This is a genomic window from Roseivirga seohaensis (assembly GCF_001592945.1).
Classification (GTDB): Bacteria; Bacteroidota; Bacteroidia; order Cytophagales; family Cyclobacteriaceae; genus Roseivirga; species Roseivirga seohaensis.
Genome location: NZ_LRPB01000047.1, coordinates 115492 through 139616 on the forward strand (window position 1 = coordinate 115492; position 24125 = coordinate 139616).

Sequence of the window (24125 nt, forward strand, 5' to 3'; positions counted from 1 at the left end):
CTTAGAACTCAAATGGAATTATACGCGGATTGCCTATATAAACCAAAGAATAAAAAAAGATACAAGCCGATAAGCCGGGTTCTGTTCCTCAACTAGGTCAAGGCCCTTATCATTTATCTAGCCCCGTCATTACTGGCGGGGTCCATCTGCCTACCCTCCTGCATTGGGCGGGAACCCTCAAAAGCAGGTATATGTGACATTTCACCGCATAGAGTTTACCTGGTTTCACTACAGCATTACCTGTACATACTTTCTGTTGCACTTGTCCTCTCCACCTTCGCTAAAGCTATGGTGGATGACGGCCGTTAGCCGCTATGCTTCCCTATGGTGCCCGGACTTTCCTCTCCGATTTCGATTACTCTAATCGCAGCGATAAGGTGGCTTGTATCGGCAGCAAAGGTAGGGAAGTATTGCGAATTGACCTTTTAATGGTTAATAAACAATTCGCTTAAGTCCATGGTGTAAGGTGCTGCATCGCCTACTGCAACAAAGGCTTGTGGACTACAGTGTTGAGGTTTAAACTCAATGGTTTTGTTTACCCCTTCACTACTTATTCTGAATTGCCCACCCGTCATTTGGCCAATTCCTGTTTTAAAGCAATTGGAGTTGTAGGTGATATGAGTAAACGAGTTGCTCTCAAAGCTCACATTATTTCTATTCAAACCCGTTTTTTGAAATTCCGTAACAAAGTAAAATTCGGTTTCAGTGATGTCTGTAAAGTCCCATGTGGTGTTTCTTTCAGAATTGTAAGAATAAGTGCTGAGATCATCAAAGGTTAAAATACCATTATTAACTGTTGATTGAATTTCAGCATATTGTCTGTGCGTATCTCTATTGTTTATTATTGTTCTATTGCCTGACACGAGTACACTTTCGTATTGGTAGTTTTCTAATGTAATTTCTACTCTTCCAAAAACATTCTCTTTTCGTTCGAAGAGGTTGGCGGTTACTATTCCAGCCCTGAACCTCCCCATTTCATCTCTACAGCCCGCCCCAAAATCGATAATCACTTGGGTGTTGTTGTTGGTTGTTGTTTTCACTGCGCAACGGGTTCGGAACTCATAAGGGTTGTTTAATTCATGGGTTTGGGAGCCTGCGGCCACGCCACGTGTAAGCGTAAAGTTGAAGAGTTGTGAAAGTACTATTTTCTCAATGTCATCATCAATAAACTCGGCAATAATTTCTGTGGCTACTTCCAAATCATATTTTGGAGAGGGGAGTTCTCCTGGATCTTGGCGACATGATATGCAGGCCATAGAGAGTAAAAGCAAGCCGTATTTCAGAGTTTTCATGATGGTTTATGAAGGCTGATGTTTAAGTAACTCATATTTCATCGAATATATTACGCTACGCTTAAATTATTTATATCAATGCGTAAGTGGATGGAATTGATTTTATAGAAGTTCATAGTAGACTTTATGGGTTTAATTATTTTGAAAATTTTTGGAGTTCCTGTTGCAAAGAATAATTATTTCTATTATTGTTGCAGTGTACTAGTTGTATAATACACTAAAATATGATCTCAGTTAAGAACTTATCATTTCATTACGCCAAGAAAAAGGAGCTATTTCATGAACTCAATCTTGAGTTGGGTCAAGGGAATATTGTTGGCTTATTGGGGAAGAATGGAGCGGGCAAAACCAGTCTCATTAAAATACTCACAGGTTTGCTTTATCCCAAAGCTGGTGAATGCCAAATGCTAGGGGAGACTCCTTCAAAACGTAGTCCTCAGTTTTTAAGCAATGTTTATTTTCTGCCCGAAGAAATTGAAGAGTCTAACCTTCGAATGGACAAGCATGTGGCGCTTTATGCACCATTCTATCCCAAATTCGATCATGAGGCATTTGCTTCAAACATGACCAGTTTCGGTATCGATTCATCTGAGAACCTTAAAAACTTATCCTACGGTCAGAAGAAGCAATTCTACATTTCATTCGGTCTGGCTTCTGGTTGTTCGCTATTGGTATTTGACGAACCGACAAATGGTCTGGATATTCCTTCGAAAAGCGTATTTCGAAAATTGGTGGCCTCCAGTATGACTGATGACAAACTTATTCTTATTTCTACCCATCAGGTGCGGGATTTGGGAAATCTGATTGACAGGGTTTTGGTGCTTAATAATGGCGCTATTATTTTCAATAAGAGCACGGAAGACATTTCTAACCAATATGATTTTGTGTCCACCGATAACGTTCCAGATTCTACCCAATGGCTATACCATGAAAGGGGTTTAGGTAACGGAAGAGCCATTGTTCGGTCACAAGAACATCTGGAATCCAAAATTGATTTAGAGTTACTCTTTTCTGGAATTGTTGCTCATCCTGAAAAATTCAAAACAACAGCTCATGAATAATTCAACGATTAGTCTACAAAGGTTAAGCAGCTTAGTAAAGCTTACACTTCACCTCAACCTAAAACGAATGCTCTATACTGCCTGCATTGGTTTGTGCTTTGCCATATTATTTATAGTGATATACTGGAATATGGATGTTTACTACAATGATATGGTCTTCAGTCTACATGAATACTTGTTTGTTCTGTCACTCTATATTTCAGGTTTTATTTTCACTGGTAGTAGCTTTATTCGATTTCGCTCTAAGCAAGGAACTATTGATTACTTAATGATTCCAGCCAGTAATTCAGAGAAGTTTAGTAGCGAGGTTTTACTTACCACTTTGGTTTATCCATCGTTCTTTTTACTAAGCTATTGGCTGTTTTCAGTTATCGTGAATGGTGTTTTGAATAATATTTCTCAAGCCTTTTTTATGCCTTTTAGTTTCAATATAGCACCCTATGGTTTAGACTATATGGTTTACTTTTTCATACAAGCCATATTTCTCTTTGGTGCAGCCAGTTTTCAAAGGGCTCCTTTAATGAAACTAATATTGTGGGCGTTATTGATTGCGGCCGTGATAGCTCTAATATTCTACGTTGCTTGGTTAAATTTTGATTACTCAAAAGGAACTGATGAACTGGCAATGAATAAAATCTTCTATAGTTCACTGGTCTATAACTGGCACTTTTTAACAATTCCAGTTGGCCTAGTTTTCTGGCTGTTGGCATTTTTGAAATTAAAGGAAAAAGAGGCTTAAGATGGAATTCGAAGTTAACAAATCCATATTCCTTCAAATCGCTGATATCATGCTTTCTATGATTATCAGGAAGCAATGGAAAGAAGACGAAAGAATTCCTTCTGTACGTGACTTGGCTGTGGAGTTAGAGGTAAACCCGAATACTGTAATGCGCGCTTATACCCACCTTCAAGAATCTGAGATTATTTATAACAAAAGAGGAGTGGGGTATTTTGTAGAGAAGAATGGCTGTGCGAAGGCCAAAGGTCTTAAGAAAGCTGAATTTTTGACCCAAGACTTACCTCAAATCTTTGATAAAATGGATGTACTGGACATGTCCATTGACGAAATAGTTGAATTGTTTAACAACCGAAAATCATAATTATGAAAGCTTCTAAATTGGTGCTCACACTTTTCTTTGGGTTTATCTTCACTGTAGTTGCGTATTTGTGTTTTTACATGCTTTCCTCAAATCATAATAGAGGAATGAAAGATGAAGTTCATTATGTTCCTTTTGAAGCTCCATTTAAGCATTTAGTAGTTGAAGATGGCTGGCACCTGTCTGCCTATATTGGTGATGATCCTGAATTGGCTGGTGATATGCTGTGGTTCTCTGCCGATGAAATAAAGACCGAAGAGATAAAGGCCAAATTAGCACCTAATGAGATGCTGATGACACAATATTATCCTGTTTATGATGATAAGGAGCTTTTGAGTAGAATTGAAATTAAAAATGACACCTTGTTCTTTAGGGAAGTAAAAAGAATAGAGTCATCTATTCGGCCGATTAGAATTAACTTAATCGGATTAAGCAGTGTCGATATTTCTGGAAAAAGCACGATTTCACTGAATTCTAAGAAGGACTATTCTACAGATTCTTCTTTTAACTTGGGGCACTTTACCATGAAAACGAGCGATGAAGCAAGTGCAAGAACCAATTGGTTGAGTTTTGAAAAGTTAATTGTGAAATCTGAAGATTTTTCAAGTGTGACTTTGCAATGGATGTACCGTGAATTAGTTAAAGATGTAAAAGAAGTATCACTTAATTCTGACGTCAGGCTTTCTGGAAACGCCATGCTGAGAATCTTTGAAAGTGAGGTCAGACTGACGGATTATGAGATCGAGGATGAAGCTGCGCTCAGTTACCCTCAAATGTCTATTGAAACAGTTTACGGCAAGAAATTCTCACGCTATTACACCGACTTCAATAAAAAAACCAATGCATCTTCGACTTCTTCGAATTAAACTCGAATGCTGGGGCAGGTATGTGAATTCCATCTAAGATAAAGAGCAGTGTTTTGAGCCATTTCTTATCGGTTTTAATGTAAGAAAGGTCTAAATCTAAACCCAAGTAAAGCTGACGGTAGCTGGAAAAACCAGCTTGATCGTTTTGGACAACTCTGGCGCGGATCATGTCCTCTGCTCCAAAACCAAGACCCAAGTTCAGCCATTTTGGAAAATTAGACTGCTTTGCAAAAGCATGAATATCTATACTGAACCAATAGGTTTGGCCATTGTAATCCTTAATAAGTTCTTCTGCCAGCCCATTGCCTAAAAGGTGTCGGCTTTGCTGAGCTAAGTCGGTTCGGTGAAAGGAGAACTTGGGTTTTATACGTTGCTCGTTCCATAGTAAATCTTGCCCTAGGAAGAAGGCAGAACCAGCCGTATTGGCGATCATGTCGCCATAAGAAAAACCGAAATCAGGTGAAAATCCGTCCAGTATTTCGATAGGGAGAAGTAAACCAGTTCCAGCCACACTTGCCCAAAAAGCAGCTTTTTTCTCTTCAACACCAGCCCATTGCAAAAGGCCATCACCAATGCGCGAAAACTGATAGGTAGAATAGAAATGTCCAAATTTATCTACCTGATGCCATTCGGCATTGTCATTGAAAAACTTGAACCTTTCCAAGCCTTGCTCTTTATACCACACCTGACTGAGCCCGATTAATGTTGCTCCATATGTAGCGCCACTCACCGTCAGAACAGTGTTTAGCCGTTTATTTGGGATGCTATCATTTTGGTAGGCACGCACTTTTGCCGTGAGCAGAAATGAAAGTAGGAAAAGGGCAGTCAAGCGCATGAGGCAAAGGTAAAACGAATTGAGTTTCAGGGGTGTTTTTTTGTAAGAAAGCTTAAAGGGATTTGGTGGCTAGCCTACTCAAGTGTTTTCCACCATTCTCCTGTCGCTTCTTCGCCCATTGTAACGATTTGCCCGATTTGAGGTGTACATGTTTTCTGTGCTTTGATTTTAGCTTCTGCCATACAGCGTTCAATAGGGTCTTTCCATGTGTGCAAAGACAACGGAAAACCAGCCCAGTGTACAGGTATCATGATATTTGATTTAGAATCTAATGCCGCTTGAACCGCTTCTTCAGGGAACATGTGAATGGCATGCCATCGCTTGTTGTATTGGCCGCATTCCACAAAAGCCCAATCAAAGGGGCCAAATTTTTCGCCTACCATTTTAAAGTGATCGCTTTCACCGCTATCGCCTGTCCAGTATATGGAATGTGTTGGCGTTTTAAAAACCCAGCCCCCCCAAAACGATTTGGCCCTGTCGGTTAAGCCACGGCCAGAGAAGTGACGAGAAGGAGTAAAGGTTATGGAAATTCCTTCGAATTCAATATCATCCCACCAATCGAATTCAGTGATTTTATTGCTTGGAACACCCCAAGCTTCTAAATGCCGCGCTACACCCAAAGCCACAAACCAAGTACTCACTTTTGATTTCAATTTTTTAATGCTCGCCAAATCAAGGTGGTCGTAATGGTCATGCGTAAGCAGTATAGCGTCAAGCTGTGGTAATTGATCGATGATGGCTAAAGTGTTTTCGCTAAACCGTTTGGTTTTGAAAGGCGCAATAGGGGAAGTGTCTGGGCCAAACATCGGGTCGATAAGGATGTTCTTTCCGTCTAATTGCAGCAATACTACCGAATGCCCATACCATACAAATTTGGGCTTAGCCAAGTCACTATGCCACACTTTATTATTAAAAGGAAGTACAGGAATGGGGTGTTTGGGGCTTCGTAAGTACCTATCGGTAAATTGTTCTTTGAGCAAGCCTGGTAATGAAGCTAAACTCATATCCATTTCGGTAAGTGTAGCATTCACGAACTTCTTGCCATCCCATTGTTTGGATTGAGCATAACGAACTTTGTGAGCTTGTGTAATCTTGCCTCCAAATTGTGGATTGAAATTGAGAAAGAGCAGAAAGGCAATAATTAAGGCAGCAAGAACAATAAGAAAGAGCATAGGGTAACGATCGTTTAATTTCTAAGTTAGGCTTGTTATGTAATCATCGACCTTGTAACTAGATCCAACTGATATGTTAGTAAATTTTTCTTTATTAAAAAGTAGCCCCGAGATAGCAGGTAAGCATAATTATTTAATGCTGTAAACAACACAGTTAAATTGTAATCCAAGTATTTTTCACGACCAAAGTATTCCCAGTTTTTAGAGAGGTATAACTCCAGTTTTTCTTTTAATTCAGGTGTTATTTCTTCTTTGTAATGCTTACTAGTCAATAAATCTTTAATTGCATTTTTGAGTTTTTCTTCAATTGGTTTAATGTGTTGGAAGTTTTCTAATATTTTTTCAAAAGGTAGTGTTTCATAGGTGAAGTTAAGTAGCCCACTTAGTTGTGTGTATAGTTCATATTTAGTATCAAATTCTTTGTCAAAAATTTCGAACTCTTCATAAAGAGAAATCAAGTGTGAAGTAGTGTTCTGCTCCTTACTTAATTTATTGAAAAATAGATAAATAGCCTTGTCATTTAATTCTATTTTATCATTCAATGATTTTAAATCATTTTGAATTTTTGGTAATAACGATTTCACCTCTTTTCGGCTGTACTTTTTACCGTCATAATCAAAAGTCTTAATTTTTAAGCTCTTGTCATTAATTTGTTTTAGTACCTCAATATCATTGCGAATAGCAATTTCTTTATAAATCAAACCTACATTATAATCTGAAAATAGAGATTCAATTGGTACAGTGTTTTCTAATGAATCTAGAGGTATGGAATTATACCTTTTTGGACTCTTACTATCGTAGTAACCGTTAAATATTTCAGGAAAGGAATTAGAATAAAAATCATTTTGAAATTGAGTTTTAAACTCGTTAATATCTATTAAAGATGGCTCGGAAGGGTATTTTACATTGCTGAATATCTTATTAGTCATCGTCTCTTCTATGAATGAGCTGTTTTTAAATATATTCATAGCAGGGATGAACTCTTCATTATTGAATTCGATTCCAGTCAGTTTGAGTTTTTCAACTCTGTCTTCTGTACTAGGGTGGGACGACCATTGATCCTCTATTACTAATTTTGATTTATTATACCTGTTCAACTCTTCCAAAGGGACTAGTGGGAGTCCATTAGTCTGAGGGATATTGCTTCGATTAGCCAAGAGCTGGACAACATAAAGGTGTTCTCTGTAAATGTTATTGGTTTTTACATTTTGTTCAACTCGCTCATCATAAAAACTAAGTACGGAGTTAAATGCATGTTCAGATAATGACATTCTCAGCAGGGCATTAGCCAAGGGTTTATATCCCGTAATGTAAGCAGCAATTTCGTCAGCTTGGAACTCCATTTCTCTGGATAAACCTAAATAATTTCGGTTTACCACATCATATAGCTTTCTTAAACACCATTGAATAGCAGCAATAATTTTGACTGCTACTACAACAAAAATTGAGAAATAGCTACTAATGTTAGCCCATTTTTGGATGAGGTTATCGTAAGAATCATTATCGTAGAGTAGGTTATAAATTACATGGTTAACATTATACACATAACTTCCTAGTTTCATTGTTTTTTGTGAAAAATGTCCGAATTCGTGAGCCAATATGGCTTTCAATTCTATTTTAGATATGGTATTGATTAAGCCCAAGCCGATTTGAAGATTTTTTCTAATGGGGAAAAACATACTCCAAAAACTGGAGTCATAGAAAACAGAAGCGTTCACATCTCCAGAGAGATAGACCTTCTTTGGGAAATCTGTTCCTACTTCTGTTACAATTTCTTCAATCATACTAAATAGCTCGGGTTCATCTTTTCGGTTTATTTCCACCAGATGCGAGCGATCTATTGTGTGTGACTTAAAAATAAACTTTAACAAAAACATTAAGATAAATAGCCCTGAGCTAGCTACTCCAATACCTAAGGCTAGAGTTACAAGTCCGGGTAGTGCAGTTACTAGATATATACCAGCGTAAATACACAGAACGGTTAAACCCACCGCGAATGTCAGTAGAAGTGCATAAGCAATAGCAAAAAACACTATTGAAAAAATAGCTTTTTTGGCTTGAGATTTAAATTCCAAGGATGGTTGAATTTGACTTATAGACATAGATAATGTATTAGCAAGGTATGATTTGATTACGAATGAAATTTGCTAAAAAGAAGGGTGCTATCCTACTTAATCAGCAAATATTGCAGATTGAAAAATGCATATGAAAAAGTATAAAAATCATCTAAGCTTAGTATAGGCTGTTTAACTATCCTCTATTGGGTATTTATCAAGGAAAACTGAAAAGTCGATCAGAATGGTTTACTATGTATAAGCTCTTAATCATTTTAAATAATCAAGTGTATTTACCATTTCGAATTTAGGGCTTCTCTCAAGTAATTCCCTTAAAAACGAAGCATGAGCCGCTCCCATAAGAATAAAAACCCTGTCATTTTTAGTCATCGGGATTCGGTTGAGGTTTGAGTAAATTCTCAGATTTCTTTGATAGAATTTAGCGGCTTCGTCTGCACCTTCAAAACCATCTTCAGTACCTACATAGAGCAGATTATCTGCATTGATGTTGATATTGAAATCAAGAACTTTTGGATGGTTATAAAACCTCAATTTTTCTAACAGTGGTAGGTTGTCAAAATTTTTGTCAAGCTCAGCCAATTCCGGAGAATCTTTGAACGGGTTGTTCATATAGTCTCTATAAGTGGCTGAGTCGATGGTATTGACCATCTGCTCTCCGATCAGGTAATTGTAATCCATATAACTATCGATTCCATACAACTGAGCTACATTATTGAGTCTAGCTACATCAAAAGCCACCATACTTCTCTCTCCATAATTGGTGTTCAATTGAGATGGATCATTTAAGTATTCCTGATATACCCGATTGATTTCTGCATCATATTGAGGATGGTTTTCTATGCAAATAATGGTGGGTTTAAACTCTGCCAACATTTTAGAAAGGGCACGAATTTCTTCCTGTGTTTTACGGTCCTCTTCGTCAAAATCCACTTTGTTGGCATCTGTGGTATAACCAAAATGGAAGGTGGCCACATTCAGCACTTTGATTTTATCTGAGGTTTCATGTGTTCCTTCGGGCTGTTTTTCAATAGTTTTCTTTTGGTCGCAGCCCATCAGTGCTATAAATAGCAAAGACAATAATAGGGTAGTTGTTTTGTGCATAAAATTCGGGAATTTGATCTTATCTGAATTTTGCGCGGAAGATGAAGAAAAGTGATTTATGAATCAATCATATGGGGTATTAAAGTTGGGAAGCGTAACAAAACAAAACACCAAAGAAGTTGAAGGATGATTTATCTCGTCCCTTCAGGACTTTAAAAACGATTGGGTTATGCTTTCCGAAGGGCTTCACCCTTCGTTATATTATTGCGCCCTTTCAGGGCGAATGATTAGCAAAATATGGCTTTTATCGAAACACTATGTCTCTAGGCTTTATGGGTTTGGATTGGAAAGAGGTGAAAGCTCTTGCAAGTTAATTGAGCTGGGTTACAATTGAATGGGTGTCCTTGTTTCTGAATTCTATTTGAAATAAATCTGTATCTGCGAAACTCTGTAAATAGTTATTTCTTCCCTCCCAAAATAGCATTAAGCCAAAATCTTTTCCCGTGATTTCCCCAAGAGTCTTTAGTAGATATGAATTCAAGCTTTTGCTAACTGCTTCGAATTCATCGAAATCACTTTTTCTGAAATCCCATCTTATCTTAAAGAGTTTTCCCTGATAAAAGAAAAATGTAGTTTTTGAAGCAGGTATCTGATTTATCGTGTTAAGAGTATTGCCTCTATAAATGCCTTCGCGTATTTCGTTTTTAATGTTGTTAAGTATGCTATTTCTTAGAGATGAATCTCTTTGATAAATAGCTTCATTACCAGATATATAGTAAAAATTGTTTTCGTATTCAGAAATGTGCTGACCGAGCTTGATAGAATTAAATGAAATGCTATCCACTGCGTTTTGGCTAATCCCTAAGTTTTGTAAAAGAACTAAAAACGAAATAAGACTGATTAATTTCATGAATTTTAGATTGTATTATGAAATCGAAAATTCCATAATTATTGATGAATATACAAGACAGAATTATTTGGAGCTCGTATTAGCGAGTGATATAGAAGAGGATGAAGAAACATGGAATCGGTTAGTTTCTTAAGCGGTCATCAATTCACGAACCTTGCTTAATATTCTTTCTAATTCTATTTTATAAATGTTCACATCAAGACTATCAGATGCTTCATCTTTAAAGGTCATCTCTATTCCGTAGTCTAATCCTTGTAACGATTTTCTATAATAGAATGCCAGAAACGAGGAGTCATATGATCTACCTCTGATTGAAGTAAGTTCGCTAATTTTGAATTTTCTGGTTTTGGATAGTTGGGGTAGGATTGAGGTGTTTAGAAAATAGAAATATTCTCGATCCACAGCAATATCTGCTTTTCGTGCTAATACAGTGGCTAGTAAAATAATGATTGTCAAGATGTACCGAATGTATTCATATGGCGCTTCAAACTCCCATATGAACAATTGAATGATCAGAATTAATGCAATGAATGCTCTACCAAACCAAACACTTGGTTTTGAAAAGTTATTCGTTCTATCTAAAAAGTGGTGGTTCAAGTTTAGTGTTTATTTAAATTTAACGCTGATGGCTAGGCTTTAACTCATCAACTAAATATTTCTTGATTAGGCCAGAAGTCTTTAAATTAATAACCAATGGAACAGTACACATTAATCCAAGTAGGAGCATCCCCATTAAGGCTCTTGGAATAAGGTATTGTAATTCATTATTTTCTTGGATGACAATACTTTGCAAAACCCCATATGCCATTGCTGCGGTTATTGAAAGAAAAATAGCTCTTCCAATTGAATTCATTTTTGAATTGATCTTTATTTCAGTCCCTTGACTTAAAGGATTTAATTTTCCTCTAACTACTGGGTAGAAAACACCTGTTAAACCTAGTCTGCCTTGTTCATGTATCCACAACTTGAAAGAATCATTTTTTATATTTCCGGAAACCATCTCTTCATTTTTGAACAACATTGTCTGTCTAAAATGTGTAAGAAAGTTATCTTCGGCTTCAACTTCAATCATCAAACGGAGTTGCGATTTCAATTCCTTTAAATCATAATGGGTAAAGAACTTCTTCCTCATAAACTAGTTCGACCTAATAACTGATAACTGATAACTAATCTCTCTTAACCAATAACTACCTCCCCCCAGTCTTCTCAATCGTCAAAGTTCTATTCTTCTTCTCAAGGGCTTTATTGAATTTCTCGATATCGTTTTCCTTGATTTGCTCGAACTGCTTTACAGCATTTTGCAAGCGTTCATTCAAAATTTCAGAAACTTCTCCTTGTTGGTTGGTAGGTCGGAAGTCGATGCCGCTGCCATTAATGTCGCTGGCTAAGGCACTTAAACGGCCATAAAGTTTCATCGGAGAACGGAAGGCATCTTCACGTGCTCCTGTTAAATGGATGTCGTATAGCTTGCTGGCAATCTCTTCCGCAATGGCTTTTAAGCGAATGGCCTCTTTCTGAATTTTCTTATCGCTTTCTTCAGCAATAATGGCCTCTAGTTCGCTACGCAAAATCTCCACTGCATTGATACTGCTGACTGCTATGTTCATGGCATCACGCAGTTGTAAAGAAAAGTCCACTTGAGCTTGAATATCGGCAATAGTGCCTTCCGAGTGAGGGTCTTTCAATACGTTGAATTCTTGCGTGATTTCTTTCTGTAGGTTATCATTATTGTCCATCAATTTAAGCACCGCTTTGTATTTACCGGGCACTACTCTTGGGCCTAACTGACCAGCATTCAAGTCCAAATCCCAAGTGGTGAGCGGACGCCAGCCTTCACCATTTAATTGCACCCAAGGGCGACCAGGAGGCTGTGTTCTCAGCCGTGGACGGTAAGTAGATTCGTACCTGAGGTTCCAAACCATGCGGTTTACACCAGCATTAGTCGAAGCGGGCAAAGTGCGTATCACATCACCATCCATCGACTGAATTTCTACCGTTAACTTTCCTTGATGTTTCTCTGGTAAATAGTAATTGATGATTGCTCCATCAGGAGGATTTTGCCCCGAGTTATTGCTTGGTCCATCAGTTTTAATGCTTTCTCTTGAGTTGAAACGGTAAGTATCGCGCATTTCAAAAATCTGTGGTTCATTGCCCAATTTGTCTGCATTGCGGATAGCCCCTAAATCATCTAAAATGTAATAACCACGGCCATAAGTACCCACTACCAAATCGTCAAAACGTTCTTGTACTTCCATCCAATACACCGGTGCAGGAGGTAGGTTGTTTCTTAATCTGGCCCATGTTTTTCCATCGTTATGGCTGATGTAAATCCCCTTGTCGATGCCCGCGTAAAGCATTCCTTCTTTTTTAGGGTCTTCCTTCACTACATGCACAAAGCTCGATTCTGACTTTGGAATTCCATCCGATATTTTCGTCCAAGTCTTTCCATAATCGGCTGTTTTATAAATGTAGGGGTCGAAATCGCCCATTTGGTGAAGATCAACCGAAATGTAAGCTGTACCAGCCTTATATTTGGATGGATGAATATTGGCAATGGTGCCCCAAGCGGGCAAGCCTTTGATATTGGCGGTAAGGTTCGTCCAGTTCTTACCGGCATCACGGGTCAATTGCACTTGGCCGTCATTCGTTCCTACCCAAATTAAACCTGCCTCTAAAGGCGATTCTTCAATTGCAAATAGGGTGGAACCGTCAAAAGTCATGAGGTTGTCAATGGCCACTCCACCAGAACTCTCTTGATGGCTTTTATCATTCAATGTCAAATCCGGACTGATGATTTGCCAGCTCTGACCACCATCGTCAGATTGGTGTACAAACTGACTTCCCACATAAACCCTGTGCTTTACGTGGGTTGAAAAACTCAAAGGGAAATTCCAATGCCAGCGGTATTTCATGTCTTTTGGTGCCCAGCCATAACCTGCTTCTGGCCAAACCCGCACTTCTCTGGAGTAGCCAGTGCGTAAATCATGCCTTTCCAAACCACCGTCATAACAACCCGACCAAACAATATTATTATCATTCGGATCTGGCTTAGCGAAGCCACTTTCGCAACCTCCCACACCTTTCCATAATCCCAAAGGAATGTAGCCTTGTAGTGAATTGCTCGGCCCCATGTAGGACCAGCCATCTTGTCTGTTTCCGAATACATTGTAAGGAATTTGTTCATCTACAGAAACGTGATACATCTGTGCAATCGGTAATACCACACGTTGGAATGAGCGGCCATGGTCTAAAGTGATACTTGCACCACCATCGTGAGCCACCATCATTCTATCTGGGTTGGTTGGGTCAATCCACATGTCGTGATTGTCACCACCACCGCTCGGAGGTCTTCTTTCTCTTGTCTTTCCACCATCTAGTGATTGCACAAAACGCACACTCAGCGAGTAAACTTCATCTGGATTTCCAGTGCCCACTGCAATACGGGTATAATAAGGCGCTCGCTCGTTCCAGTCATGGTCTTGACTCATCAAAGCCCATGTTTCGCCTTTGTTATCCGATCTCCAAAGCTCTGGGCTGTTGATTTCAAATAGGGCGTAAACCACATTTGGATTGCTATAAGAAACGGCAACTGCGGTTTTCCCCACAGGTCTTTTTTCTCCTTCAGGAAGACCTTTTAAGTTCATCGGCTCCCAGGTGTCACCACCATCCATTGAGCGGTAAATTCCACCGCCTTGGCCACCACTGTTCAAACCCCATGAGTTAATATGCACCGACCACATGGCGGCATACAGAATATTTGGATTCTTGGGGTCGATGGCTAAGTCAGATGCGCCTGTGTTTTCATCAATGAAAAGAATACGTTCCCAAGTGTTGCCACCGTTTTTACTGCGGTAAATGCCACGCTCTTGTTGTGGGCCGTAGGTATGCCCTAAAGATGCGGCATAAATGACGTTGGCATTGGTGGGGTGAACAATCACTCGACCGATACGGCCAGTTTTTTCTAAGCCTTTATGCTCCCAAGTTTTCCCAGCATCTGGTGAAAAGTAAATACCATTGCCCATAGCATGAGCTGGGCGAATGATGAAAGTCTCACCTGTTCCTACCCAAACTTGCTTGGGGTCGGTAGGGGCTAAGGCTACAGAACCGATGGATGAAATGTCTTGGTCATCGAAGATTGGTCTCCAGTTAAGCCCGCCATTCTCGGTTTTCCATAGTCCGCCAGAAGCGGCACCAATGTAATTGACCATTGGATTGCCCGGTTCGCCCGCGATGGCGATTGCTCGGTTGCCTTCTGGGCCAATAAAGCGAAAGCGTTGTGATCCGAATTGGTCATCTAGGCTGGCTTGAGCTGAAATAAATAGCGGAGCGATAAAAAGTAAGGCTAAGAGAATGAATTTGTTGGTACGCATAGTTGTGGTTGTTTCTTCAGCAAAAGATAGAAAATATTATTAGGATGAACTGCTTAAAGTTTACTGGTGGGAGATTTGGTACTTGAAACTCTTTAATATTAAATAATCAACATGTGTAAATATGTATAAATGAAATTATTGTAATAATTAGTTTTAAATAATAAGCGCAGAAGTTTACTATTTAAGTCACCTCGTAGAGGTCTTTTTCAGCAACCCAAGATGGTTTGATTTTACCGCAAAGCACACAAAGAAGCGCGAAGGAATGGGGGTACGTCATTGCGAACCTGCTGATGCTATTCGGAGTTGAGGTATATACGTGAAGCAATCTCAATTTCAAATTAAGTAAGCTGCTTGCTAGAGACTGCTTCGTTACAGTCCATTGCTATTGCATGGGCTGTGCCTCGCAGTGACACTCCGATTGGGCGTTTGCGGTGGTTTTGATTCAGGAATAAAGTGTGATTGAGACTGTTATTAACCGAACATACCTGCGTTACCCGTCATTGCTCCTTCGCTGTAGCTTCAGCGCAAGCGTTGCGAACCTGCTGATGCTATTTGAGGTATATTTTACGTGAAGCAATCTTAATTTCAAATTAAGTAAGCTGCTTGCTAGAGACTGCAAGAGCGAAGCGATCTATCGGCCTACTTTTCGCATCATAGTTTTTTAAAAAAAATTACCTTTGATATCTTGAACAGTATGAACAGCTATAAATAAGCACTTATATTAGAAGGTATTTATGAAACACACTATGACACGTATTTTATTTTCAGCCTTTCTTTTTTCCTTGTCATTCTTGCTCTCAGCGCAATATGGAAATGGGCGATACACTTTCGTTTTTCTGAATACTAACCCGAACAAAGCTGAAATATCTAAGGCTGCTGTAGACTCTTTACAAACTGGGCATATGAATAATATCAACCGCTTGGTTAAGGAGAGGAAGATGATTGCGGCTGGACCTTTTTTTACGGGCGGGGGTGTTTTCTTATTTGATACTAATGTGGAAGAAACAAAAGCCATTCTCAATTCAGACCCTGCCATTGCTGCCGATCGCTATATTTTGGAGGTTTTCGCTGTTGACCCAATTCCGCACAATGCTGTAAATAAAACACTCTGTACACTTTGGGATAAAAATGAAGCCGATGTAGAAATGGCAATGAACTATTATTTTGTTCGGTACAAACCTAATAAGGAAAATGAAGACATTGCTGCTGTTAAAACCAACCGTTTCACTGAAAATTTAATCAAATCCGTTTCCAAGAAAAATGGGCAGAATACCATCATAGGCGCTTTAAATCTCAATGATAATGAAGGCCAATTGATTTTTTATCAGTCTGATATTGAAGGAGGAATGGAAGCTGATTTTGCCGCCCATGAGCTGGTGAAAAAGGGTTTAATGACTTATGAGCACAGTCAGATTTATTTCCCTAAAGGTGTGTTTTGTGAAAATTGAATTTAAAAATTCTTTGATTAGAAAAACAATCTACTTTCCTTTGGGTCAACAATGAGAACAAACACTATTATTATCACCCAAATTATTACTGTCGTGAAAACATGATGGGAGGGGATGGTGTAGTTTAAAATATCGAGAGCCTTTCCCAACCGGAAAGGCTTTTTTTATGTCCTCAAGTGTCTTCCTGAACTTGTTTCAGGATATGTTAGAATTTAAAGAATTAAGATTAGATGTTAAAGTACACAGCCATTATTACAGTAGTCATTATTACCACCCAGACGGGGTGAAATAGGATACTATTGTCAATGCATTAGAAGCCTTTTTCACCCAGTGAGAAAGGCTTTTTTAATGTCCAAATGTCAAAATCAGTTGCTAAAAACGGTCAGAAAGAAGGATGTTGAAGTTGTAAGCTGAATTAATGTAAAGTATTGATTTACAGTATTTATCAAAAACAAAGAGAGTGCATTGAGATTGTAGAAGCAGAGAAATTCATAATCAAAGTAAAAAATAGCCAAGATAATTTTAAACCATAAAATGATGTATTACGGATCAAATACCACAGTTTTTTTAGATGGCCAATGGCTGAAAGCCTCAGAGGCCAGCGCTAGTTTATATAGTCAAAGTATGCACTACGGAAGTGGTGTCTTTGAAGGTATTCGTGCTTATGATGTACACGGATCGCCTGCTGTATTCAAAGCGGAAGCACACTATGAAAGGCTATTGACCTCAGCAGCTTCAATGCATATTCCTTGTAATTATTCGGTTGAGGAATTAACGGAGCTGACTTATGAATTATTAGAGAGAAATCACCTGACAGATGCCTATATCCGTCCCTTAATTTATTTGGGTGAGAACATGACACTGGGCACCGTTGAGGAATCTCATCTGTTTCTTTGTGCTTGGGAATGGGGTAAATATTTAGGTGATAAGAGCCTAAATGTAATGGTCTCTTCTTACGAAAGACCAAACCCTCGTTCGGTGCCAGTTGCCGCCAAAGTTACAGGGCATTATACCAATTCCATTTTAGCCACTACCGAAGCCAAACGCAAAGGTTTTGATGAGGCTTTACTTCTGGATGAGAATGGATCTGTAGCAGAGGGTAGTGGAGCGAATTTCTTCTTTGAACAAGATAAAGTGCTCTACACACCGCCATTGGGGAATATTCTTCCAGGAATAACAAGAGAAACAGCCATGGACATAGCTAGAGATTTAGGCTATGAGGTGGTTGAAGCCTATTTCCCCCCAGAGAAAGTAAAAGGAACCGATGGCGCTTTCTTTACAGGAACTGCAGTAGAAGTTGCTGGAATTGGTCTATTGGATGGGAACCCTTTTCGCTTGCCTTGGGAAGAAACCATTGGTTATCAAGTGGCCAAAGTTTATCAAAACTTAGTACGTCAGTCTTCAAAAACACAATTAGTAAATACCTGATGGAACTGAATAAATATAGTAAGCGACTTACGCAAGATGAAACTCAACCAGCTTCGCAAGCCATGCTTTACGGTGTGGGTTTGTCGGAAGCGGACATGAAAAAAGCGCAAGTGGGAATTGTGAGCATGGGTTATGATGGCAACACTTGCAATATGCACTTGAATCAACTGGCTCAACAAGTGAAAGTAAGCGTTTGGGACAATGATTTGGTAGGCCTCATTTATCATACCATTGGAGTGAGTGACGGCATTGCAAACGGCACCGAAGGCATGCGCTATTCGCTGGTTTCCAGAGAAATAATTGCCGATTCCATCGAAGCAGTGGCTGGTGCGCATTATTACGATGCCATAATTGCAGTAGCTGGCTGTGACAAAAACATGCCGGGCTCGGTGATTGCCATGGCCAGATTGAACCGCCCCTCGATTATGCTTTATGGAGGCACCATTGCTTCGGGCTGCTACAAAGACAAGAAGCTGAATATTGTTTCTTCATTTGAAGCATTGGGAGAACGTTTTTCAGGGAATATATCAGACGAAGACTACAAAGGCGTAATCAAAAATTCATGTCCCGGAGCAGGTGCTTGTGGTGGAATGTATACGGCCAACACCATGTCGTCTGCCATAGAAGCTTTAGGAATGTCATTACCTTTCAGCTCTTCAAACCCTGCGGTAAGTGATGTAAAAAATCAGGAATGCGAGGCCATTGGCAAAGCCATTAAGAACCTTCTCGAACTGGATTTGAAACCTAAAGACATCATGACCAAAAAATCATTTGAAAATGCCATTCGGGTGGTGATTGTTTTGGGCGGATCAACCAATGCCGTAATGCATTTATTGGCCATAGCTAAGAGCATTGATGTTGATTTGACACTGGCTGATTTCCAAAGACTATCTGATTCTACTCCGCTTTTGGGTGACTTAAAACCTAGTGGTAAATATCTGATGGAAGACCTTTTCCAAGTAGGTGGAGTACCTGCAGTCATGAAATATATGCTTGAAAAAGGTATGCTTCATGGAGATTGCATGACAGTAACGGGCAAAACCGTAGCAGAGAACTTGGCCGATGTTCACTCATTGAGTTCAGGTCAGCAAGTAATCCGTCCAACTGAAAATCCAATAAAGCCCCAAGGCCACTTACAGATGCTTTTCGGGAATCTGGCTGAAGAAGGTGCTGTAGCGAAAATCACAGGGAAAGAGGGTGAAAGATTTGAAGGTAAAGCCATTGTTTTCGATAACGAATTTTTGGCGATTCAAGGAATTAGGCGAGGAAAAGTAAAAGCGGGGCATGTAGTGGTTATTCGGTACGAAGGACCAAAAGGCGGCCCGGGAATGCCTGAAATGCTTAAGCCAACTGCAGCCATTATGGGCGCTGGCTTGGGTAATTCTGTGGCATTGATTACCGATGGCCGATTTTCCGGAGGAAGTCATGGTTTTGTGGTAGGGCACGTTACCCCAGAAGCTCAAGAAGGCGGTACCATTGCCGTGGTTCGAGATGGCGACCCAATTACTATCGATGCCATTCAGAATAGAATTTCATTGGACATTCCTTCCGAAGAAATTACCCAAAGGAAAGCGGAATGGAAAGCCCCGGCCTTAAAAGTGAGCCGGGGAGCCTTGTATAAATATGCCAAAGCCGTAGCCTCTGCATCAGAAGGCTGCATAACCGATCAATGATATGTATTTAGAAGCTACACTTACTCCACCAGTTAAGGAAACAATGCGTACTTCGGGCGCAGATGCAGTGCTCAGGTCATTTATTGCAGAAGAAGTTGATTTGATTTTTGGCTATCCTGGCGGTGCAATTATGCCCGTTTATGATGCCCTTTATCATTATCAAGAACAAGTTAGACATGTCTTAACTAGGCATGAGCAAGGTGCCATTCATGCAGCTCAAGGTTATGCCCGCGTAACAGGAAAAGTAGGTGTGGTGCTCGCCACCTCTGGTCCTGGCGCTACCAATTTGATTACTGGAATTGCAGATGCGATGATTGATTCTACTCCCTTGGTATGTATTACCGGGCAAGTTGGGTCGCATTTATTGGGCACAGATGCTTTTCAAGAAATTGACATCATCAGTATTTCCATGCCAGCCACCAAATGGAACTATCAAGTAACTAAAGCCGAACAATTGCCAGAAGCACTTTCACGTGCCTTTTACATTGCTCGCTCTGGTCGATCTGGCCCAGTTTTGATTGACATTACCAAGGATGCGCAATTCGAAATGTTTGATTTCGCGTATCGTAAATGCAAGCAGATTAGGAGCTATACACCTGTTCCAGCTTTGAACTTAAAACAAGTAGAAGATGCTGCTGACTTGATTAATTCAGCCAAGAAGCCATTAGTGGTTTTTGGACAGGGGGTGATTTTGGGCAATGCTGAAAATGAATTTAAACAACTGATTGAAAAAGCCAATTTACCTGCTGCATCTACACTTTTAGGACTTTCCGCGCTTCCGTCAGACCATCCTTTGCATGTAGGAATGTTGGGAATGCACGGCAATTATGCTCCGAATGTGCTGACTAATGAATGTGATGTTTTGATTGCCATAGGAATGCGCTTTGACGACCGCGTTACTGGTGACCTAAACCGTTATGCCAAGCAAGCCAAGGTGATTCATTTTGATATAGATCCAGCCGAAATCAATAAGAATGTGCAGGCCGATATAGCTGTACTGGGCGATTGCAAGGAAAGTTTACAAGCGCTAATTCCTCTGGTATATGAGCGCTCTCATCAAGGTTGGTTGAAAGAATTCGAAGCATTGACAGGAGTGGAGCAAACCAAAGTCATCGAACATGATTTAAGACCTACTTCTGGCCCAATTTCTATGGGAGAAGTAATTCATCAGGTGAACTTACAAACCGATGGCAATGCGGTTTTGGTGACAGATGTGGGGCAACATCAAATGGTAGCCACCAGGTATACCCATTTCAAACAGAGTAAAAGCAATATCACTTCTGGTGGTTTAGGAACAATGGGTTTCTGTTTACCAGCGGCTTTGGGTGCTAAACTGGGTGTGCCAGAACGTGAGGTTATTGCGGTTATTGGCGATGGTGGTTTTCAAATGACCATTCAAGAATTGGGAACCATCTTTCAGACCAAAGCGGCTGTTAAAATTATCATTCTAAATAACTCTTTCTTGGGCATGGTGCGCCAATGGCAACAGCTCTTCTTCGACAAACGATATTCTTCTACCGAAATGGAAAACCCTGATTTTGTGGCCATAGCCAAAGGTTATGGGATTGATGGAAAGTCCATTTCTGAAAGAGATGACTTGAAAACTGCGGTCATGGAAATGCTATCACATAATGGAAGTTATTTGTTAGAGGTACATGTGGGCAAAGAAGACAATGTATTTCCGATGGTGCCCACGGGCGCTTCGGTGTCAGAAATCAGATTAGAATAATATGAAACAAGCATATACACTTTCAATTTTCTCAGAAAACAGTGTTGGGTTATTGAACCGCATCACTTCTATACTGACCAGACGGCATTTAAATATTGATAGTATTAATAGCTCTGAATCAGAGAGTTCAGGGATTTATCGGTTTACCATTGTAGTAAAAACCACCGAGGCTCAGGTGAAGAAACTCGTGCTTCAACTTGAAAAGCAAGTGGAGGTAATGAAGGCGGTGTACCATACCGATAGTGATACGGTATTTCAAGAAATCGCTTTGTATAAAATATCCACAAGGTCGATTTCAGAAGGAAATCTGGTGGAAAAGCTCATTCGGGATAACAATGCTCGGATACTTTCTGTGGAATCGGATTTCATGATAATTGAGAAAACAGGGCATAAAGAAGAAACGCAGGAATTGCTTGATTTTCTAAGTCCTTATGGTGTGCTGGAGTTTGTCCGTTCAGGGCGAGTTTCAGTAACTAAGCCGATGGGGGAGTTGGAAGGGATTTAGATTGAGCGATGGGATTGCTTCGTCATCAAGCTTTTATCAAAGCTTAATTTCTCGCAATGACGGTTCGAAGGGACTGTGTACTGAACCATCACTGCGAGTTCTTTTTCGACCAAAGGGAGATAAAGAGCGCGGCAGTCTCGACAGATTGCCCCAGTCGTAACCTTGTCTATCGACAAGTCTACTTCCTCGCAATGACGGGCATAGAAGTAGGAGAAAGATTTAAACAAAATTAGAAACACTAAAAACAATAATAATGGCAAAGATCAACTTTGGCGGGGTAGAAGAAAACGTAGTGACCCGTAATGAATTTCCGCTAGCAAAAGCACAAGAAGTATTATCGAACGAAACGGTTGCGGTAATTGGTTATGGCGTTCAAGGCCCTGGGCAATCGCTCAATTTGAAAGATAATGGCATTAATGTAATTGTTGGGCAAAGGAAGGAATCCAAAACATGGGATAAAGCCGTGGCTGATGGTTGGGTGCCGGGAGAAACACTTTTTCCAATTGAGGAAGCGCTAGAACGAGGGACAATTATTTGCTATTTGCTTTCTGATGCTGCTCAAATTGCAGTTTGGCCTACCGTGAAAAAGCACCTCACTGCTGGTAAAATGCTTTATTTCTCTCATGGTTTTGGAGTGGCCTATAGCGAAAAAACGGGCATTGTTCCTCCGTCAGATGTTGATGTAGCTTTGGTAGCACCAAAGGGTTCTGGTACTTCATTGCGCTCACTTTTTGTAGAAGGAAAAGGATTGAATTCTTCCTTCGCTATTCACCAAGACGCTACCGGTAAAGCCAGAGATCGCGTCATTGCTTTGGGTATTGCAGTGGGTTCGGGTTACCTTTTCGAAACCACTTTTTACAAAGAAGTAACCTCTGACCTTACGGGCGAAAGAGGTACTTTGATGGGCGCCATTCAAGGTTTATTCCAAGCTCAATATGAAGTACTTCGAGCGAATGGACATTCACCCTCTGAGGCCTTCAACGAAACGGTAGAAGAAGCAACGCAATCCCTCTATCCGCTTATTGCTGATAATGGCATGGATTGGATGTATGCCAATTGCTCTACTACCGCACAACGTGGCGCTTTAGACTGGAAAGATAAATTCTATGCTGCTACAAAACCTGTTTTTGAGCAGTTATACAAGTCCGTTACGGATGGCGTAGAAGCCAAAAACTCCATTGACTCTAACTCTCAGTCAGATTATCGTGAGAAGCTTGAGGTAGAATTGGAAGCTATTCGCAATTCTGAAATGTGGCAAGCTGGCAGGGCGGTAAGAGGTTTAAGACCTGAAAATGTACCTGTAGCAAAACCAGAAGAGGAATTGGTTTAGGTCTATCTACACTTCGGTAAGTATTAATCAATCAGGTGAAACCGTTAAAACGGTTAATGCTGGTTAGCTAAGTCCATAGCCCACGGTTTAAACCGTGGGCTATTAGTATAAATGTCTTTGAGTAATGGTTTAAACCATTTTAACGGACAGAGTCCTTGATGAATAGTTGGTCACAGGTTCGGAGAACCTGCGACAGGGAGTTCAAAATAAGCATTCATAAAATTGCTATTCGGGTAAATAGTACTTTCTTTAATTGATAAACGGGTAATGCAGAGTAATGAAAATAATAAGGTTTTTACTTTTCAACAGGCTATCAAGGCGAATTATCGCAGAAGAATATAGTCCTGAAAACCGGACTCCATATAGGCAGAAATTGTTTGCCAGGGAGTTCGTGTGTTTTGCCATTTGCATGATGACGATTTTTATGATACTACCGGTTTTCACGCTTTTTTTAGAAAAGGTATTTCCAAATACAGTTTCCAAATATGATGTGTTGTTAAGCTTGATTGATGTAATGCTGTTATTGTTTTTATTCGTACTAGCGCTAAACAAAGATTTTTTTAGCAGTCAGTCTTTGGTCAAAAGGTATTGGGGTTATCAAGTTGTGAGTGCTAAGACGCTGAAGCCAGCCGGCCAACTTAAATGTATGATCAGAAATATCACAACTCTGATTCTCCCTATTGAGATGTTTTTTCTTCTCATTAACAAGGAAAAAAGGTTAGGCGATTACATTGCAGGGACTAAATTAGTCCAAGTTGAGAAAAGTGATCCTGCTTTGCTTTTTGATGAAATGGGAAATTACCAACTTGATTCTGAGTCTTGGTGGGCATTAATTATTCCAGTTATCATTTTTAAGCCTTATGCTCTTTTAGTTTTGTTAGCGTAAAAAGCATGATCCAAATACCAGCACAAAGCGCAATGAAAAAGTAGTACCTACAGCTCAGAGAGCTTGCGACAGGGGTATACCAGTGTTTTTTACATACCCTTTACCGATTGATTAATTATGGCTTCCACAGGTGTTTTTCCTATTTCTGTTGTGAACAACGTGTAAGTTAAACTAGTTTTTTCTGTCGACTTGAGTTTGTCTTTCAGTTCTATTTCTACATCAATAGAAACCCTTTCAAACTCGGTATTGATTTTAATAAGCTTACATGGGTGAACTGTTTTGCCACTGAAGCTAACGAAATATTGATCCCCTACAATTAACTCAGGTGCTTTCGGGGTTTGATTCTTGATTTTCCTTAAATCAATTTCTGTTTTAAGTGTTTTAAATTGACTGGCCATATTTTTTTT

The 24125-nt window shown here is 39.8% G+C and carries 21 protein-coding genes and 1 other RNA gene; 11 read left to right on the forward strand and 11 right to left on the reverse strand.

The features are described 5' to 3' along the window. Positions 1-54: 54 nt before the first annotated feature. Both rnpB and AWW67_RS13940 read right to left on the reverse strand, forming a co-directional pair. An RNA gene (gene rnpB / locus AWW67_RS13935) (RNase P RNA component class A) lies at positions 55-389 on the reverse strand. Positions 390-425: 36 nt separating this feature from the next. Further along, on the reverse strand, positions 426-1292 hold the full coding sequence (locus tag AWW67_RS13940; protein WP_062302495.1) for a hypothetical protein: 867 nt from the start codon (positions 1290-1292) through the stop codon (positions 426-428). A 224-nt stretch (positions 1293-1516) separates the two neighbouring features. Here AWW67_RS13940 and AWW67_RS13945 point away from each other — a divergent pair, with 224 nt between their 5' ends. From AWW67_RS13945 to AWW67_RS13960, 4 genes are read left to right on the forward strand one after another with little or no spacing between them, the layout of a single operon-like run. Then, a complete protein-coding gene (locus AWW67_RS13945) occupies positions 1517-2353 on the forward strand; it encodes an ABC transporter ATP-binding protein (protein WP_062302496.1) in 837 nt (278 codons plus the stop codon). Then, entirely contained in the window at positions 2346-3092 is a 747-nt protein-coding gene (locus AWW67_RS13950; protein ID WP_141655465.1) for a hypothetical protein, read from the forward strand. The genes AWW67_RS13945 and AWW67_RS13950 overlap by 8 nt, the downstream gene beginning before the upstream one ends. Before the next feature lies 1 nt (position 3093). Continuing rightward, positions 3094-3453, forward strand: a complete 360-nt coding sequence (locus AWW67_RS13955; protein WP_062302499.1) for a GntR family transcriptional regulator — start codon at positions 3094-3096, stop codon at positions 3451-3453. 2 nt (positions 3454-3455) lie between these two features. After that, positions 3456-4316, forward strand: a complete 861-nt coding sequence (locus AWW67_RS13960; RefSeq protein WP_062302501.1) for a hypothetical protein — start codon at positions 3456-3458, stop codon at positions 4314-4316. On the opposite strand, the gene AWW67_RS13965 is transcribed toward AWW67_RS13960, so the two are convergent. The 8 genes from AWW67_RS13965 to AWW67_RS14000 all read right to left on the reverse strand — a co-directional run bounded on the left by AWW67_RS13965 (position 4276) and on the right by AWW67_RS14000 (position 14719). Beyond that, the gene (locus AWW67_RS13965; RefSeq protein ID WP_062302502.1) at positions 4276-5151 is read right to left on the reverse strand and encodes a DUF2279 domain-containing protein; all 876 of its coding nucleotides are present in this window, start codon (positions 5149-5151) and stop codon (positions 4276-4278) included. The two genes, AWW67_RS13960 and AWW67_RS13965, sit on opposite strands and share 41 nt — an antisense overlap. Before the next feature lie 74 nt (positions 5152-5225). Beyond that, complete coding sequence (locus AWW67_RS13970) at positions 5226-6323, reverse strand: MBL fold metallo-hydrolase (RefSeq protein WP_062302504.1); 1098 nt, start codon at positions 6321-6323, stop codon at positions 5226-5228. A gap of 35 nt (positions 6324-6358) precedes the next feature. Beyond that, on the reverse strand, positions 6359-8425 hold the full coding sequence (locus AWW67_RS13975; protein ID WP_062302505.1) for a M48 family metalloprotease: 2067 nt from the start codon (positions 8423-8425) through the stop codon (positions 6359-6361). 222 nt (positions 8426-8647) lie between these two features. Beyond that, on the reverse strand, positions 8648-9499 hold the full coding sequence (locus AWW67_RS13980) for a DUF5694 domain-containing protein (protein WP_062302506.1): 852 nt from the start codon (positions 9497-9499) through the stop codon (positions 8648-8650). Between the two features lie 310 nt (positions 9500-9809). Next, the gene (locus AWW67_RS13985; RefSeq protein WP_062302508.1) at positions 9810-10349 is read right to left on the reverse strand and encodes a hypothetical protein; all 540 of its coding nucleotides are present in this window, start codon (positions 10347-10349) and stop codon (positions 9810-9812) included. Between the two features lie 129 nt (positions 10350-10478). Next, on the reverse strand, positions 10479-10946 hold the full coding sequence (locus AWW67_RS13990) for a hypothetical protein (RefSeq protein WP_062302509.1): 468 nt from the start codon (positions 10944-10946) through the stop codon (positions 10479-10481). A 19-nt stretch (positions 10947-10965) separates the two neighbouring features. After that, complete coding sequence (locus AWW67_RS13995) at positions 10966-11481, reverse strand: hypothetical protein (RefSeq protein ID WP_062302511.1); 516 nt, start codon at positions 11479-11481, stop codon at positions 10966-10968. Positions 11482-11536: 55 nt separating this feature from the next. Continuing rightward, positions 11537-14719 carry a WD40/YVTN/BNR-like repeat-containing protein gene (locus AWW67_RS14000; RefSeq protein ID WP_062302512.1) on the reverse strand — a complete coding sequence of 1061 codons (3183 nt, stop codon included), beginning with the start codon at positions 14717-14719 and terminating at the stop codon, positions 11537-11539. 734 nt (positions 14720-15453) lie between these two features. Here AWW67_RS14000 and AWW67_RS14005 point away from each other — a divergent pair. The 7 genes from AWW67_RS14005 (at position 15454) to AWW67_RS14035 (ending at position 23718) form a co-directional block, all read left to right on the forward strand. Continuing rightward, positions 15454-16167: a YciI family protein gene (locus AWW67_RS14005; protein WP_176700060.1), complete on the forward strand. Its 714-nt coding sequence runs from the start codon at positions 15454-15456 to the stop codon at positions 16165-16167. Positions 16168-16701: 534 nt separating this feature from the next. Beyond that, the gene (locus AWW67_RS14010) at positions 16702-17595 is read left to right on the forward strand and encodes a branched-chain amino acid transaminase (protein WP_260311465.1); all 894 of its coding nucleotides are present in this window, start codon (positions 16702-16704) and stop codon (positions 17593-17595) included. Next, positions 17595-19268 (forward strand): dihydroxy-acid dehydratase, encoded by a 1674-nt coding sequence (gene ilvD / locus AWW67_RS14015; protein WP_062302516.1) that lies wholly within the window; start codon positions 17595-17597, stop codon positions 19266-19268. The genes AWW67_RS14010 and ilvD overlap by 1 nt, the downstream gene beginning before the upstream one ends. Before the next feature lies 1 nt (position 19269). Further along, positions 19270-20997, forward strand: a complete 1728-nt coding sequence (gene ilvB, locus AWW67_RS14020; protein ID WP_260311466.1) for a biosynthetic-type acetolactate synthase large subunit — start codon at positions 19270-19272, stop codon at positions 20995-20997. Position 20998: 1 nt separating this feature from the next. Beyond that, entirely contained in the window at positions 20999-21502 is a 504-nt protein-coding gene (gene ilvN, locus AWW67_RS14025) for an acetolactate synthase small subunit (RefSeq protein WP_062302518.1), read from the forward strand. 253 nt (positions 21503-21755) lie between these two features. Then, positions 21756-22832, forward strand: coding sequence for a ketol-acid reductoisomerase (ilvC, locus tag AWW67_RS14030; RefSeq protein ID WP_062302519.1), 1077 nt, complete (start codon positions 21756-21758; stop codon positions 22830-22832). Between the two features lie 277 nt (positions 22833-23109). Continuing rightward, entirely contained in the window at positions 23110-23718 is a 609-nt protein-coding gene (locus AWW67_RS14035; protein ID WP_082794058.1) for an RDD family protein, read from the forward strand. An 89-nt stretch (positions 23719-23807) separates the two neighbouring features. Here the strand turns inward: AWW67_RS14035 and AWW67_RS14040 are convergent, their stop codons facing one another. Then, positions 23808-24116 (reverse strand): hypothetical protein, encoded by a 309-nt coding sequence (locus AWW67_RS14040; protein ID WP_062302522.1) that lies wholly within the window; start codon positions 24114-24116, stop codon positions 23808-23810. Positions 24117-24125 lie beyond the last annotated feature (9 nt).

What these genes read in the sequence shown, in the direction of transcription:
- AWW67_RS13940 (WP_062302495.1), bottom strand. Translation starts at nt 1,292, where the DNA reads ATGAAAACTCTGAAATACGGCTTGCTTTTACTCTCTATGGCCTGCATA.
- AWW67_RS13945 (WP_062302496.1), top strand. Translation starts at nt 1,517, where the DNA reads ATGATCTCAGTTAAGAACTTATCATTTCATTACGCCAAGAAAAAGGAG.
- AWW67_RS13950 (WP_141655465.1), top strand. Translation starts at nt 2,346, where the DNA reads ATGAATAATTCAACGATTAGTCTACAAAGGTTAAGCAGCTTAGTAAAG.
- AWW67_RS13955 (WP_062302499.1), top strand. Translation starts at nt 3,094, where the DNA reads ATGGAATTCGAAGTTAACAAATCCATATTCCTTCAAATCGCTGATATC.
- AWW67_RS13960 (WP_062302501.1), top strand. Translation starts at nt 3,456, where the DNA reads ATGAAAGCTTCTAAATTGGTGCTCACACTTTTCTTTGGGTTTATCTTC.
- AWW67_RS13965 (WP_062302502.1), bottom strand. Translation starts at nt 5,151, where the DNA reads ATGCGCTTGACTGCCCTTTTCCTACTTTCATTTCTGCTCACGGCAAAA.
- AWW67_RS13970 (WP_062302504.1), bottom strand. Translation starts at nt 6,323, where the DNA reads ATGCTCTTTCTTATTGTTCTTGCTGCCTTAATTATTGCCTTTCTGCTC.
- AWW67_RS13975 (WP_062302505.1), bottom strand. Translation starts at nt 8,425, where the DNA reads ATGTCTATAAGTCAAATTCAACCATCCTTGGAATTTAAATCTCAAGCC.
- AWW67_RS13980 (WP_062302506.1), bottom strand. Translation starts at nt 9,499, where the DNA reads ATGCACAAAACAACTACCCTATTATTGTCTTTGCTATTTATAGCACTG.
- AWW67_RS13985 (WP_062302508.1), bottom strand. Translation starts at nt 10,349, where the DNA reads ATGAAATTAATCAGTCTTATTTCGTTTTTAGTTCTTTTACAAAACTTA.
- AWW67_RS13995 (WP_062302511.1), bottom strand. Translation starts at nt 11,481, where the DNA reads ATGAGGAAGAAGTTCTTTACCCATTATGATTTAAAGGAATTGAAATCG.
- AWW67_RS14000 (WP_062302512.1), bottom strand. Translation starts at nt 14,719, where the DNA reads ATGCGTACCAACAAATTCATTCTCTTAGCCTTACTTTTTATCGCTCCG.
- AWW67_RS14005 (WP_176700060.1), top strand. Translation starts at nt 15,454, where the DNA reads ATGAAACACACTATGACACGTATTTTATTTTCAGCCTTTCTTTTTTCC.
- AWW67_RS14010 (WP_260311465.1), top strand. Translation starts at nt 16,702, where the DNA reads ATGATGTATTACGGATCAAATACCACAGTTTTTTTAGATGGCCAATGG.
- ilvD (WP_062302516.1), top strand. Translation starts at nt 17,595, where the DNA reads ATGGAACTGAATAAATATAGTAAGCGACTTACGCAAGATGAAACTCAA.
- ilvB (WP_260311466.1), top strand. Translation starts at nt 19,270, where the DNA reads ATGTATTTAGAAGCTACACTTACTCCACCAGTTAAGGAAACAATGCGT.
- ilvN (WP_062302518.1), top strand. Translation starts at nt 20,999, where the DNA reads ATGAAACAAGCATATACACTTTCAATTTTCTCAGAAAACAGTGTTGGG.
- ilvC (WP_062302519.1), top strand. Translation starts at nt 21,756, where the DNA reads ATGGCAAAGATCAACTTTGGCGGGGTAGAAGAAAACGTAGTGACCCGT.
- AWW67_RS14035 (WP_082794058.1), top strand. Translation starts at nt 23,110, where the DNA reads ATGAAAATAATAAGGTTTTTACTTTTCAACAGGCTATCAAGGCGAATT.
- AWW67_RS14040 (WP_062302522.1), bottom strand. Translation starts at nt 24,116, where the DNA reads ATGGCCAGTCAATTTAAAACACTTAAAACAGAAATTGATTTAAGGAAA.